Source organism: Pseudomonas sp. EL_65y_Pfl2_R96 (assembly GCF_963970905.1).
Classification (GTDB): Bacteria; Pseudomonadota; Gammaproteobacteria; order Pseudomonadales; family Pseudomonadaceae; genus Aquipseudomonas.
In genome coordinates this window covers 1-13,006 of record NZ_CAXAQH010000016.1, presented here as the reverse complement: position 1 = coordinate 13,006, position 13,006 = coordinate 1, and the positions used below count along the sequence as shown (strand labels likewise).

The following is a 13,006-nucleotide window of genomic DNA, read 5'->3' as shown; positions in this document are numbered from 1 at the left end:
AGCCGGGCGCCCGAAGGGCGGCTAGCATGCCTTGAGTTGTGGCGAAGTGCCAGTCCCGCTCGGCTGGACTGCCTTCCGTCAATCAGGTAGCTTTGCCGGTTACGCGGGAGCGTTCCAGCTCCTAGACTCAGGTTTTTTCAGCGCGCACGCCTTGATACCCATCAATCGAACGACGCGCATGGCCTGGCCGGGCATCGCCTGCGCTCTAATCATTCATCAGTCACTGACCCTAGGTTCTCCATGGCTCAATACGTCTTCACCATGCATCGGCTGGGCAAAGTTGTTCCGCCGAAGCGGGAAATCCTGAAAAACATTTCGCTGTCGTTCTTCCCTGGCGCCAAGATCGGCGTACTCGGCCTCAACGGTTCGGGTAAATCCACCCTGTTGAAAATCATGGCGGGCGTCGACACCGAGTTCGACGGTGAAGCCCGTCCGATGCCAGACCTGAACATCGGCTACCTGCCGCAAGAACCCATTCTGGACCCGACCAAGACCGTGCGAGAAGTGGTCGAGGAAGCGGTCAGCGTGATCAAGGATGCCCAGGCGCGCCTGGACGAGGTCTACGCCGCTTACGCTGATCCGGATGCCGACTTCGACAAGCTCGCTGCCGAACAGGCCAAACTCGAAGCCATCCTGCAGGCCAGCGACGGTCACAACCTGGATCGCCAACTGGAAGTCGCCGCCGATGCACTGCGTCTGCCGGCCTGGGACGCCAGGGTCGAACACCTCTCCGGTGGTGAAAAGCGCCGTGTGGCCCTGTGCCGTCTGCTGCTGTCCGCCCCGGACATGCTGCTGCTCGACGAACCGACCAACCACCTGGACGCCGATTCCGTCGCCTGGCTGGAGCATTTCCTGCACGACTTCCCGGGCACCGTGGTTGCGATCACGCACGACCGCTACTTCCTGGACAACGTCGCCGGCTGGATCCTCGAGCTCGACCGTGGTGCCGGTATCCCGTACGAGGGCAACTATTCGGGTTGGCTCGAAGCCAAGTCCGATCGTCTGGCGGCCGAATCCAAGCAGCAGTCGGCCCACGAAAAGGCCATGAAGGAAGAACTGGAGTGGGTGCGCAAAGGCGCCAAGGCCCGCCAGTCCAAATCCAAGGCCCGTCTGCAACGCTTCGAAGAAATGCAATCGCAGGAATTCCAGAAGCGCAGCGAAACCAACGAGATCTACATCCCGGCCGGTCCGCGCCTGGGCGACAAGGTCATCGAATTCAAGAACGTCAGCAAGGGCTACGGCGATCGCGTGTTGATCGACAACCTGTCGTTCTCCATGCCTAAAGGCGCCATCGTTGGTGTGATCGGCGGTAACGGTGCCGGTAAATCGACGCTGTTCCGCATGCTGATGGGCAAGGAAACGCCGGATTCGGGCAGCATCGAAGTCGGCGAAACCGTGCAACTGGCATGCGTGGATCAAAGCCGTGAAGACCTGGAAGGCAGCAAAACGGTGTTCCAGCAGATCTCCGACGGTTCCGACCAGATTCGCATCGGCAGCTACGAGATCCCGTCGCGCACCTACGTTGGCCGTTTCAACTTCAAGGGCGGCGATCAGCAGAAGTTCGTCAAGGACCTGTCCGGCGGTGAGCGTGGTCGCTTGCACCTGGCCCTGACCCTGAAAGAGGGCGGCAACGTCCTGCTGCTCGACGAACCGTCCAACGACCTCGACGTTGAAACCCTGCGTTCCCTGGAAGAAGCCTTGCTGGACTTCCCGGGCGCCGCCATTGTGATCTCTCACGATCGGTGGTTCCTTGACCGCGTCGCGACTCACATCCTGGCGTACGAAGACGACTCGCAAGCCGTGTTCTTCGAAGGCAACTACACCGAGTACGAAGCCGATCGCAAGAAACGCCTCGGCGAAGCGGCTTCCCAGCCGCACCGCGTACGGCACAAGAAACTGGCCTGATTTCAGGTTGGTTGCATAAAAAACGGAGCCTTCGGGGCTCCGTTTTTTATGGGTTTCAGGAAGACCGAGTCGCGGCTATCGCGAGCAGGCTCGCTCCCACATTTGATCTTCAGTGAACTGAAAATTGGTGGCCAATACAAATCCCCTGTGGGAGCGAGCCTGCTCGCGATGGCGGCCTCGATATCACCCGATCTCTATCGTAAGAACCTCAATCACCAAATCCCCCGCCGGCCGCTTCCACAACACGTCATCGCCCACTTGCGCCCCAAGCAATGCTCGCCCCAGCGGCGAGCTCCAATTGATCAGCCCATGGGCGGCATCCGCTTGGTCTTCTCCGACCAATTGCACGCGCTGTTCATGATTGTGTTCGTCGGCAAATGTCACCCAGTTGCCGATCTGCACTTTATCGGTCGAGGAAGCCAGTGCGACCACCTGGGCGCTTTGCAGGCGCTGCTTGAAGTAGCGCCAGTCGCGATCGAGGTCGGCCTGGCGCTGCTTATCGGCCAGGTCACCTTTGGCGCTTTCCTGATCGAGCAGGTTTTGCAGCTCGTCGACTTTCGCCTGAAGCTGTGCGAAACCGGCTGGCGTGACGTAATTGGGCTGCGCGCTGACCTGCCGTTCGACTGGCTGATCGGCTTGCGCGGCGGCGTTATCTTCATTGACGAAGGCACGACTCATGCTTTTCTCCCGTTATAGGGTTTGGGCCATGGTCGCAGGCTTTAAGTTTCGACGAATGTCTGTAAACGACTTATTGCGAGCGATAGGCTCGCGCGGCGTCCCGGTCTTTCTGCTGTTGCCAGGCCCGTTCGCGCTCGTCCCAATGGCGTTCCCTGTACTCGTTTCGATCCTCGTTTTCGCGCATGGCCTGGCACTGACGGAAGCCATCGGTCCAGCCTTCGGCGTATTGCTTGTCCTTGAGGTAACGTGGGACGTTTTTGCGAAACTCGCCAGTGATTGCCCCGGCGGCCTGCCGGCCACTGCTGCAACCGTCATCGAAGCCGTCGGCGAATGCCGGTGGATAACCCTTGCTGATCAGATCTTCATGGGTCGACTGGCACCCCGTGATCAATACCAACAACCCCCACACACCCACGCAACGCCACATCTTGGACTCCTGGACCGTTCAACGGCCTATAAGGGAAGTCTAGAAGCGGATTTGTCAGCTGGGAGTGAAAGAAAGATTAAAAGATCGCAGCCTTCGGCAGCTCCTACAAAAGCACGGTTATATGCGGTCCTGTAGGAGCTGCCGAAGGCTGCGATCTTTTGCGGTTAAGCAACGATCAATAGTGATACCACTTCACCTCAAGCATCACTTCGTTTTCGGGTGAAGCCAGGTGGCTGAACTCGCGTTGGGCACTTAGGCGCACACCCAGATTACGCGACAATTCCCACTGCTGATTCAGGCTCACACTACGGCGCACTTCGCCGTTAGTGAAGTAATCACCCTTGGCTTCCAGGCTGAAATTGCCCAGCGGGTTTTTCCACAGCAGGCCGCTGTTAAAGCCCGCCGCCGGGGCGATGAAGCCCGCGAAGTCATTGTTGTGCTCCACGCGAACGGTGCCCAAGGCGAACCCGAGCATGTCGTCACCCAGTTGCCAGGTTCCGCCGCCGCCACCGTTGACATGGCTGACCAGGGTTTCGTCATCGTGCTTGCCCGGCACGCGCTCCAGGCCGCCGGTGACTTGCCACGACAACGGCTGCAAGAGCGCGTTGCGCGGGGTCAGGGAGCGGATGGTCGCCAGGTCCAGTTGCTGCAACTGCCAGTGATTACCTTCGTATTGGCGCAGCTTCATCTGCAGGATTTCGATCTGCGCGCCAAGCGGGAAGCCTTCGGCGTTGTCGTTGAGGTCGTGATAGGCCATGCGCAGGCCATATTCGCCGAAGGCCTTGTCGCCCCGGGTGCCGATGCCGGCCTGCCAGGTACGGGATTCGTGGCCGTCTTCGGGCAAGTCAGGTTGCGCAATGTCCAGTTCCGGAGGCGGGTTTTGATTGATTGCGCGCAGCAATTCGAAACTGCGCTGCGCCCGTTGCGGGTCACGTTCCTGGCCGTTGGCGCGATAACGTTCCAGGCGGTAAGCCGCATCGATGATCAACGCCTGACGGTCTCGAGGCTGAGCCTTGAACGCCGGGGCCTGCAATTGCTTCTGATCGGCACTGAGCTTTAGCACCCAGTCCTGTTCTTCAGCGGTCAACGGTTCTGCGCGGCTCAGCAGCTCACGCTCGCGGGACGGGCGATATTCAATCGATTCCACCAGCCCGGCCTGTTTCACCGCTTTGACCGTGTCGGTGGGAATGGCGGTCAACGGGAATTGCTCGGTCAACTTCAGGCCCGGCCGCGCCACTTGCAGCAGCTCAAGCAGGCGATAAGAGCAGTTTTCGTCGAAGAAAAAGTAGTCGAACTGGATCTGTTTGAGTTCCCAGACGTGCTCGACCATGCGCTCGGTTTCCTGCTGGGTCAGATTCAGGCGGTATTCCCACAGATCGCGGTTCTCGAGGCTACGGTATTCCGAGAGCTTTTCCTGGTAGGGCACCAGGGCAAACAGCCCCGGATAACCGCCCATCAAGCCTTTCCAGGCGTACAGAATGCTGTTGTCCGAACCTTCGATGTAGGCGCCGAAGTTGATCGCGTAACTGAGTAGTGACGTCTTGTCGCTCTGCACATCGGCCTGATCGATGCGTAGCAACGTGTGACCGAACATCGACGACGGGCTGTTCAGGTAGGCCGCCGGGAAAATCATCACCGCACTGTGGGGCGAAACGTCCTTGAACCACTGTTTGAACTCAGCGCAGTCCGGCGTCGGCAGACCGCTCAGCTCAAGCTGCGCCCTCAACCAGCGGGTGCGGGCCGGATAGACGCATTGCGCATGCTGCTCGCCGGCACTGGCCGGGGCATACAGTGCCTGCACGGTCGCCGCCAGTTCACGGTCGGGGTGTTCGTTACCATCGGGGGCGAGGAAGAACTTCTTGTCGCTGACGTAACTGCGCCAGCCACCGAGCTTGGCGGTTTCGTAATGGCCCAGGGAAATCCAGAAGGGGTCGTTGGCCAAGTGCTGCAAACGTTGATTGTCGATGTGTGGCGCGCCGGACAGCGGGGCGCAGACACAGAGCGCCAGCCAGGCAAGGCGTTTGAGCATAGGAGGCTACTTGAACTCGAAGAAAACAAAGACCAAGGGGTCAGGTCCAAAAAACAAAACCCGCTCCCAGAAAGGAGCGGGGTGGGTCGAGCTTATGCTTGAGTGGCGTACTTGGCCAGACGAGGATCGTTCTTCAATACGGCCAGGGTGTTGGTATGCACGTCTTCAGCGGTCACATCAGCTTTGCTGAAAATCTGCTGGAAGTGCTGATGAGCCACCGCGGCGAAATGCGCACGGTCTTCCGGCGCCACGCCCAGGACCACGGCGTAAGTGGTCAGCGCTTCGCCCTGACCTTTGGCCATGTCTTCGGACAGCTCGTTCATCATGCCATTCATGGCGATCCAGGATTTGCCGCCATAGGTCAGCGCCGCATTGGTCGAGCAACCGTTGGTACCGGAGGTCATACCGAAGGTTGCGTTACCGGAAGTGCCGTTGGTGGTGGATGCCAGGAAGTGTGCCGGGGTGCCACGCTGACCTTCGAACAGCATGTTGCCCCAACCGCAGTCCGGACCGCCTGGCGCCTGAGCCATGGCGTTGATGGATACAGCGGTGAAGAGAGTACCGAGAAGAATCCGTTTCATAGCTATGTTCTCTTTTGTGTGCATGCCAATGGACAGGGTGCTGGCCCCTAATGGTGCCAGTGGGCCGGTTATTAGTTCCAGCCGCGCGGTTTGGAGTTTAAGGGGTTGCGTAACCTTTTGCGAAACATTCCTTGAAAACATTGATTTTGACCCGCTCGGCCTGGAGCTGGCGCTTTGTCTAAGCTTTGGCTTGAGGCGCGCCTTGCCAGTGAGGTACGGGCAGCGCCAGAATGCCGCTATCTGCCCCGCCTGATGTAAGGAAGCCCGATGCCTGATCCTGTTGCTGCCAGCTTGCGTCTAGCGCCCGAAGCGCTGACCCGTCCGTTTTCCGCTGAACAGTTCAGCTTCTCTACCACCAATGATCTGGAGCCCTTCCGCGGTGTGCTTGGCCAGGAACGTGCGGTCGAAGCCTTGCAGTTCGGTGTGGCCATGCCACGCCCCGGTTACAACGTATTCGTCATGGGCGAGCCCGGCACTGGCCGCTTCTCGTTCGTCAAACGCTACCTCAAGGCCGAAGGCAAACGCCTGCAGACCCCGGCGGACTGGGTCTACGTCAATAATTTCGATGAGCCGCGCGAGCCTCGCGCCCTGGAGTTGCCGTCGGGCACCGCAGGCGCCTTCATCGGCGACATCAACGGTTTGATCGACAACCTGTTGGCGACCTTTCCGGCGGTGTTCGAGCACCCGTCCTACCAGCAGAAGAAAAGCGCCATCGACCGCGCTTTCAACCAGCGTTATGACCGGGCACTGGACGTGATCGAGCGTCTGGCGCTGGAGAAAGAGGTCGCGCTGTACCGCGACAGCAGCAACATCGCCTTCACGCCGATGAGCGAAGGCAAGGCCCTGGATGAGGCTGAGTTCGCCCAGTTGCCGGAAGCCGAGCGCGAGCGCTTTCATGACGACATTTCCGGGCTCGAAGAGCGGTTGAACGAAGAACTTGCCAGCCTGCCGCAATGGAAGCGCGAGTCGAGCAATCAGCTGCGTCAGCTCAACGAAGAAACCATCACCCTGGCCTTGCAGCCATTGCTGTCGCCGCTGTCGGAAAAGTACGCGGAAAACGCAGGCGTTTGCGGTTACCTGCAAGCGATGCAGGTGTACCTGCTCAAGACAGTGGTCGAGCAACTGGTGGACGACAGCAAGACCGACGCTGTCGCCCGCAAATTGCTTGAAGAGCAATACGCCCCGAGCCTGGTGGTGGGTCATCCGTTCAGCGGCGGTGCGCCGGTGGTCTTCGAGCCGCACCCGACCTACGACAACCTGTTCGGTCGCATCGAATACAGCACCGACCAAGGCGCGCTCTACACCACCTATCGGCAGCTGCGACCGGGTGCGCTGCACCGGGCCAATGGCGGTTTCCTGATCCTCGAAGCGGAAAAAATGCTCAGCGAGCCATTTGTGTGGGATGCGCTCAAGCGCGCCCTGCAATCGCGCAAGCTGAAAATGGAATCGCCTCTGGGTGAGCTGGGCCGTCTGGCCACCGTGACCCTGACACCGCAAAACATTCCGTTGCAGGTCAAGGTCGTCATCATCGGCGCCCGGCAGCTCTACTACACGCTGCAAGACCTCGATCCGGACTTCCAGGAGATGTTCCGCGTCCTGGTGGATTTCGACGAAGACATCCCGATGGTCGACGAGAGCCTGGAGCAGTTCGCCCAGTTACTCAAAACCCGTACGTCCGAGGAAGGCATGGCGCCGCTGACCGCCGATGCGGTGGCGCGTCTGGCGACTTACAGCGCGCGTCTGGCCGAACATCAAGGGCGTTTGTCGGCGCGGATCGGCGATCTGTTCCAGCTGGTCAGCGAAGCGGATTTCATTCGCGACCTGGCGGGTGACGAGATGACCGACGCCGGGCACATCGAACGTGCACTCAAGGCCAAGGCCACCCGTACCGGGCGCGTTTCGGCGCGGATTCTCGATGACATGCTGGCCGGGATCATTCTGATCGACACCGATGGCGCGGCGGTCGGCAAGTGCAACGGGCTGACGGTGCTGGAAGTCGGCGATTCGGCTTTCGGGGTGCCGGCGCGGATCTCCGCCACGGTTTATCCGGGCGGCAGCGGTATCGTCGACATCGAGCGCGAGGTCAACCTCGGCCAGCCGATCCACTCCAAAGGCGTGATGATCCTCACCGGGTACCTGGGCAGCCGTTATGCCCAGGAATTCCCGTTGGCGATTTCCGCGAGTATCGCCCTGGAGCAGTCCTACGGTTATGTCGACGGCGATAGCGCGTCTTTGGGCGAGGCCTGCACACTGATCTCGGCCTTGTCGAAAACCCCGCTCAAGCAGTGCTTCGCGATTACCGGTTCGATCAACCAGTTCGGTGAAGTGCAGGCGGTGGGTGGGGTCAACGAGAAGATCGAAGGTTTCTTCCGGCTCTGCGAAGCTCGCGGCCTGACCGGTGAGCAAGGGGCGATCATTCCTCAGGCCAACGTTGCTACGCTGATGCTCGACGAGAAGGTGTTGGCGGCGGTGCGGGCGGGGCAGTTCCATGTCTACGCGGTGCGCCAGGCTGACGAAGCCCTGAGCCTGTTGGTCGGCGAGCCGGCCGGTGAGCCGGATGAGAATGGCGAATTTCCTGAAGGCAGCGTCAACGCCCGGGTGGTGGAACGCTTGCGGGTGATCGCGGAAATGATCAGCGACGAAGACCTCAAGGAGGCCGAAAAGGAGTTGGCGCAGGAAGCGTTGGTGGAAACCAAGCCGGCCTGACGCGCCCCCCCATGTAGGAGCGGGCTTACTCGCGAAGACGGACTGACATTCAGCATTAATGTCGACTGTTATGCCGCCTTCGCGAGCAAGCCCGCTCCCACAGGGTTTTGTGTTCAATGCAAATTAAAAGCGTCGCCAAAATGGCGTCAATATTCACGCCGTGACCGCTCGGCGCCTTCTGGTCTCGGTCCGCGTGCGAGCCGAACTTTTCTTCTATTCTCAGCTCAAGGACATCGACAGTAATCACTGGATCGAGACAGCCTTCCCGTGGGGGCTGAATACCGGATCTACCGAGGGTCGCCGCCATGTCGCGCAACCTCTGCCTCACCCGTCAATGCCTGGGCCTTGTGACCCGTATCGAATGTGCTATCCGCCCGCTGGCGGGAGATACGGGCATGTGGACCTTGCTCTTCGCCGCCGGAATGGCCGGCGAACAACCTTCAGCCATCAAGGCTCAGGGCCCGTTTCATGGGCCGGTCGTGGCTGAGTCGATCCTCGACACCATTGTTGAAAGTCTGACTCTGCATGGCTACGAATTGGCCGATGACCCGCAAATCTGGTGCCTGCACCTGCAAGCCCAGTTGCGAGAGATCAATGGTGGCCGTTGCCGCAACCTTGGCGGTTTCGAGTTTCGGCCCGAGCACTGAACAGGCTATTGATCAAGGTTGCCTGGCTCGGCCTTATCGAGTTTGACCTCGAAACCGTACTGCACGGTGGTGAGGTTGGTTCGCTGATAAGTTTCCAGACGTGTGGGCTGGCCATAGAAGTAATGCACTGCGAATAACGCCGGGCCTTGCGTGCTCGCGTCATGAATGACCGAAAGAATCTCTTTCAGATAGTTGCCACTGTTGTCCTTGGCGAAAAAGCGCCAGTCCTGGGCGGGAAACAGCTTCAGGTCAACCACCAGTGCATTCCCTTTGAACGCCAGGCCTTTGGGCAATGGTTGGGTGTCGTACGTTTGCTGGCCGATAGTCGCCAGGAGCAGGGGCATGGAGCCCACCGCGTAGGCCGGTGTTTCTGCAAACAGATTCAGATCGTAGGTGATGGTGCCGCGTAGTGGGTCGACCTGATACGCCTCCGGTGGCAGTTCGATCGGCCCATCGCGCTGCCCCTTGTCATCTTGGGTAAAGAACGTCACCGGGCTTTCGCTGGGATTGAAAGAGGTGCCGAGCAGTTCGTCATTGAAGCTTCTGGGGTGATCGAACTCGATGCGCGCGGCGCTCGGGTCATCGACCGACTGACTGATGCTGATGCTCTTTTTCAATTGCTCCTCGCCCAGCGTTGCACCTTTGAGCCAGGTCGCGGCCTGGTCGTCATACACCACCACGGGCAAGGTCAGTGGCTGGATGGTTTTTTCCGTGGTGTGCTGGTCGAAGCGGCGTACCGGCAGGTCCAGGTTTTTTCGAGTGACCGTGACCCCCGAGAAGTCCAGCAGGCTGACTTCGAGGGTTTCGATCGGTCCGTTGAAGTACACCTTGGTGTAATGCCGGGTCTGTTGCTTTTCAAACGCACGCTGATCGTCGTCGAGCTGTTTTTCGAATGCTTCGCTCCAGCCCTTCTGCTGCTGCATTTGCGCCAGTTGTTTTTGATAGAACGCAATTTGTGCGGCAGTTTCATTGATCGCGCCCGAGCGAGCGAGGAATTGCCCGGTGGCGTCCCTGGCCTGAACGATCAGTGGGTTGAGCGGCGTATCGCGGACCTCGGGGTCTGGCGGCGCGCTGTTACTGAATTCGATTTCGGCATGGTTTTTTTCAAGCTTCAGCAGCGTGACACTGAGGTTGTCGTTGGTGCGCGTCTGGCCGACGTCCTTTTTCGTCAGGTCGAAGCTGTAGAGCCGGCGTGGAGCGATGATTTCCACCTTGCCTTGCAGGCTCACCGGTTGTGGCTGGTTCTTCCTATCCACATCCAGCCCCTCGATGAAGGGGTAGGTCACCGTCAAATCATCGGGATTGGTCAGGTTGGAACTGGACGGGCTCAGCTGAATACCGGGATCGGTTTCCGACCATTCCGGCTGAAACGCGATGACGCGCTTGTTGCTCAGGGTCACCGATTGCCATTCCAGGCCATGAGGAAAAAGGAACGTGCCCGGAATGTTGAAGTTGAAGGGGAATACCGGTTGCAGGTCGGTCAGGTAATCCGAACTGGAATCCTTGTGCAGCACGAACAGACCGTTGATGTAGGTGTCGACCAGTGCCTGGGGCGTGGGGTAGTGCTTGAGCACGACGAGGGCGTCTTCGCCGTATTCGGTGACCACCGGTTTGCTGTCGAGCTTGAGTTGTGCGCGCTCGAGCAATAACAGTGAGCCGCCTAGCTCGGCCACAGCGTCCTTGAGTTTCGGATCCTCGATCGTCTCCAGGGATTTTTCGAACTGCGCGGTCTTTTCTTCGAGGCTGACCTGGCGTTTCTCATCGCTGGGCGAACAACCACCGAGCAACAGAGCGAGGCAAAGTCCGGCACTCGTTAAAGGCAATCGCACATCCATTTCCAGTCTTCCTGTCTGACGCCGCTGACCTGTCAATGATCTGGACACTAGCAGAAAAACTTTGTCACACACACGCAGGTTGCGGATTTTTCGGCGGTTTCTGGGTGTAACAGGTGGCTGTTATACTCGCCGCCATTTCCAGCCCTGATGTGAGATTTAATGGAACGCTTTATCGAAAATGCAATGTACGCCTCCCGTTGGCTACTGGCACCGATCCCGAGCATCTGCAGTGGTACATGATCATCCACATTACCTTTGTGGTGTCTGCGTTTGCCATGGGCTATCTGGACAAGCTGACCAAGCACTGATCGACTGATTCTTGTGGGAGTGGGCTTGCTCGCGAAGAGGCCATGACATTCAGCATCATCGTTGGCAGTTGCACCGTCTTCGCGAGCAAGCCCGCTCCCACAGAGTTGTGAAACAGACAGGCGGTGTCGTTTGTGGCTTGTGCTTTGGCACGTCGAGGCATATCCCTGTAAGGATCCTGACTCGCCACTGCATGAGGTGCGTTCATGAACCTGCAAGAGTTGAATGTGTTTGCCATCGCCGGAAAGATCGATGAGCTGAACCTGGTTTCGATGGAAGGCGTGTTCTACGTGCTGGAGGCACGGATGCATGGCTCGGCGCATCCATTGCTCGATGCCCACGGCAAGATATTGCAGCTGCGCTCGGTCGAGCATGCGCGTGAAGTGCTTCACGCCTGTCCCAAGTCATTCAACGTTGTACATACCCCGGCTCATGACGAAATGTGCGGTGCCAGCACTGAGGAAAGCCCAAAAGTGCCGAGCACCTTCCGTTCTGCGTAACAGGGCTGACACCGCTCATCAACGTGACGGCATCTGTGCTAGTCTGCTGGCCCTTTTTTATGAAGGGCTCTTCTGGAAGTGCTGTACGAATATTTACCTTTCAGGGATGCCCCACAGCGGAGCAGTGTGATGTCCGAAGTAAATCTGTCCACCGACGAAACCCGCGTCAGCTACGGCATTGGCCGTCAGTTGGGCGACCAGCTGCGTGACAACCCGCCACCGGGCGTTAGCCTGGACGCGATCCTGGCTGGCCTGACCGACGCGTTCGCCGGCAAGCCAAGCCGTGTGGGTCAGGAAGAAATGTCCGCCAGCTTCAAAGTGATCCGCGAGATCATGCAAGCCGAAGCGGCTGCCAAGGCTGAAGCGGCTGCTGGCGAAGGTCTGGCTTTCCTGGCTGAAAACGCCAAGCGCGAAGGCATCACCACCCTGGCTTCCGGCCTGCAATTCGAAGTGCTGACTCAAGGTGAAGGCGCCAAGCCAACCCGTGAGGATCAAGTGCGCACTCACTACCACGGCACCCTGATCGACGGCACTGTGTTCGACAGCTCCTACGAGCGTGGTCAGCCTGCAGAATTCCCGGTTGGCGGCGTCATCGCTGGCTGGACCGAAGCCCTGCAACTGATGAACGCCGGCAGCAAATGGCGTCTGTACGTGCCGAGCGAACTGGCTTACGGCGCTCAAGGCGTTGGCAGCATTCCGCCGCACAGCGTACTGGTATTCGACGTCGAACTGCTCGACGTTCTGTAATGCCCGGCCTGTCGTTATGACGGGCTAATGTGGGAGCGAGCCTGCTCGCGATGCAGTCAACTCGGTTTTTCTGTGAAACCGAGGTGATGCCATCGCGAGCAGGCTCGCTCCCACAGTTTTTTTGCGTTGTCTCATAGTTCGATCTTATGGTTCAGTTCACTGGTCGGGCGCAACGCCCGGGCATAGCAGAACAGAAACAGATTGCGCACCAGTTCCTTGAGCACCACCGGCTCACTGGAACTCAGGCCGTTGACGTCCAGATCACCCTGATCCTGCAGCTCGTTCAAGGCTTCTTCTTCAAGCACCGCACAGACTTCCCCGGTTTCCCGATGCAGGATTCTGAGGTAGGGATGTGGGCGGTCCAGCCAGGCATCGATCAAATAAGTCATGGGTCTCATCTCCATTGATGGGTTTCAATGAGAATAATTCTTATTCGTCAAATAGCAAGGACCTATTGGCGGTCTGTGTTTTTTTATGGGTAAAGATTGCGTAAGGTCAAAACGGCTGGCGTTTGGCTATTGCGAGGAATGTTGGGCGAAGCGGGGGGGGGGGGGGGGGGGCGACCACCAACCCCCCCCCGGGGGGGGGTGGTAATACGGCGGGAACGAATTTTTGGGGGAAAGGGGTTTTTTGGGAAACGGGGGC

Annotated in this window: 11 protein-coding genes and 1 pseudogene; 6 read left to right on the top strand and 6 right to left on the bottom strand. The window is 59.0% G+C overall.

Annotated features, from left to right (window positions below):
- Window positions 1-240: 240 nt before the first annotated feature.
- Complete coding sequence (gene ettA / locus AACY49_RS17040; protein WP_258698993.1) at window positions 241-1,905, top strand: energy-dependent translational throttle protein EttA; 1,665 nt, start codon at window positions 241-243, stop codon at window positions 1,903-1,905.
- A 183-nt stretch (window positions 1,906-2,088) separates the two neighbouring features.
- Here the strand turns inward: ettA and AACY49_RS17035 are convergent, their stop codons facing one another.
- The 4 genes from AACY49_RS17035 to AACY49_RS17020 form a co-directional block, all read right to left on the bottom strand.
- A complete protein-coding gene (locus AACY49_RS17035; RefSeq protein ID WP_339525241.1) occupies window positions 2,089-2,583 on the bottom strand; it encodes a GreA/GreB family elongation factor in 495 nt (164 codons plus the stop codon).
- Window positions 2,584-2,653: 70 nt separating this feature from the next.
- The gene (locus AACY49_RS17030) at window positions 2,654-3,010 is read right to left on the bottom strand and encodes a hypothetical protein (RefSeq protein ID WP_339525239.1); all 357 of its coding nucleotides are present in this window, start codon (window positions 3,008-3,010) and stop codon (window positions 2,654-2,656) included.
- A gap of 175 nt (window positions 3,011-3,185) precedes the next feature.
- Window positions 3,186-5,039, bottom strand: a complete 1,854-nt coding sequence (locus AACY49_RS17025) for an Lnb N-terminal periplasmic domain-containing protein (protein ID WP_258698996.1) — start codon at window positions 5,037-5,039, stop codon at window positions 3,186-3,188.
- Between the two features lie 92 nt (window positions 5,040-5,131).
- Window positions 5,132-5,620, bottom strand: coding sequence for a DUF3015 domain-containing protein (locus AACY49_RS17020; protein ID WP_258698997.1), 489 nt, complete (start codon window positions 5,618-5,620; stop codon window positions 5,132-5,134).
- Window positions 5,621-5,887: 267 nt separating this feature from the next.
- On the opposite strand from AACY49_RS17020, the gene AACY49_RS17015 reads away from it, so the two are divergent.
- Together AACY49_RS17015 and AACY49_RS17010 are read left to right on the top strand one after the other, a co-directional pair.
- The gene (locus AACY49_RS17015; protein ID WP_339525237.1) at window positions 5,888-8,326 is read left to right on the top strand and encodes a Lon protease family protein; all 2,439 of its coding nucleotides are present in this window, start codon (window positions 5,888-5,890) and stop codon (window positions 8,324-8,326) included.
- Window positions 8,327-8,631: 305 nt separating this feature from the next.
- Window positions 8,632-8,973 (top strand): PA4575 family protein, encoded by a 342-nt coding sequence (locus AACY49_RS17010; protein WP_258698999.1) that lies wholly within the window; start codon window positions 8,632-8,634, stop codon window positions 8,971-8,973.
- 5 nt (window positions 8,974-8,978) lie between these two features.
- Here the strand turns inward: AACY49_RS17010 and AACY49_RS17005 are convergent, their stop codons facing one another.
- Window positions 8,979-10,808, bottom strand: a complete 1,830-nt coding sequence (locus AACY49_RS17005; protein ID WP_339525236.1) for a hypothetical protein — start codon at window positions 10,806-10,808, stop codon at window positions 8,979-8,981.
- 200 nt (window positions 10,809-11,008) lie between these two features.
- Here AACY49_RS17005 and AACY49_RS17000 point away from each other — a divergent pair.
- The 3 genes and pseudogenes from AACY49_RS17000 to AACY49_RS16990 form a co-directional block, all read left to right on the top strand.
- A pseudogene (locus tag AACY49_RS17000) lies at window positions 11,009-11,116 on the top strand (TIGR00645 family protein); the annotation flags it as partial.
- Between the two features lie 204 nt (window positions 11,117-11,320).
- Window positions 11,321-11,614 carry a DUF6482 family protein gene (locus AACY49_RS16995; protein WP_258699002.1) on the top strand — a complete coding sequence of 98 codons (294 nt, stop codon included), beginning with the start codon at window positions 11,321-11,323 and terminating at the stop codon, window positions 11,612-11,614.
- Between the two features lie 129 nt (window positions 11,615-11,743).
- On the top strand, window positions 11,744-12,361 hold the full coding sequence (locus tag AACY49_RS16990; protein WP_007938433.1) for an FKBP-type peptidyl-prolyl cis-trans isomerase: 618 nt from the start codon (window positions 11,744-11,746) through the stop codon (window positions 12,359-12,361).
- Window positions 12,362-12,492: 131 nt separating this feature from the next.
- Here AACY49_RS16990 and AACY49_RS16985 read toward each other — a convergent pair whose 3' ends face one another.
- The gene (locus AACY49_RS16985; protein ID WP_258699003.1) at window positions 12,493-12,750 is read right to left on the bottom strand and encodes a PA4570 family protein; all 258 of its coding nucleotides are present in this window, start codon (window positions 12,748-12,750) and stop codon (window positions 12,493-12,495) included.
- Window positions 12,751-13,006: the final 256 nt, after the last annotated feature.

Coding starts and splice junctions, on each gene's coding strand:
- ettA (WP_258698993.1), top strand. CDS start 241: ATGGCTCAATACGTCTTCACCATGCATCGGCTGGGCAAAGTTGTTCCG.
- AACY49_RS17035 (WP_339525241.1), bottom strand. CDS start 2,583: ATGAGTCGTGCCTTCGTCAATGAAGATAACGCCGCCGCGCAAGCCGAT.
- AACY49_RS17030 (WP_339525239.1), bottom strand. CDS start 3,010: ATGTGGCGTTGCGTGGGTGTGTGGGGGTTGTTGGTATTGATCACGGGG.
- AACY49_RS17025 (WP_258698996.1), bottom strand. CDS start 5,039: ATGCTCAAACGCCTTGCCTGGCTGGCGCTCTGTGTCTGCGCCCCGCTG.
- AACY49_RS17020 (WP_258698997.1), bottom strand. CDS start 5,620: ATGAAACGGATTCTTCTCGGTACTCTCTTCACCGCTGTATCCATCAAC.
- AACY49_RS17015 (WP_339525237.1), top strand. CDS start 5,888: ATGCCTGATCCTGTTGCTGCCAGCTTGCGTCTAGCGCCCGAAGCGCTG.
- AACY49_RS17010 (WP_258698999.1), top strand. CDS start 8,632: ATGTCGCGCAACCTCTGCCTCACCCGTCAATGCCTGGGCCTTGTGACC.
- AACY49_RS17005 (WP_339525236.1), bottom strand. CDS start 10,808: ATGGATGTGCGATTGCCTTTAACGAGTGCCGGACTTTGCCTCGCTCTG.
- AACY49_RS16995 (WP_258699002.1), top strand. CDS start 11,321: ATGAACCTGCAAGAGTTGAATGTGTTTGCCATCGCCGGAAAGATCGAT.
- AACY49_RS16990 (WP_007938433.1), top strand. CDS start 11,744: ATGTCCGAAGTAAATCTGTCCACCGACGAAACCCGCGTCAGCTACGGC.
- AACY49_RS16985 (WP_258699003.1), bottom strand. CDS start 12,750: ATGACTTATTTGATCGATGCCTGGCTGGACCGCCCACATCCCTACCTC.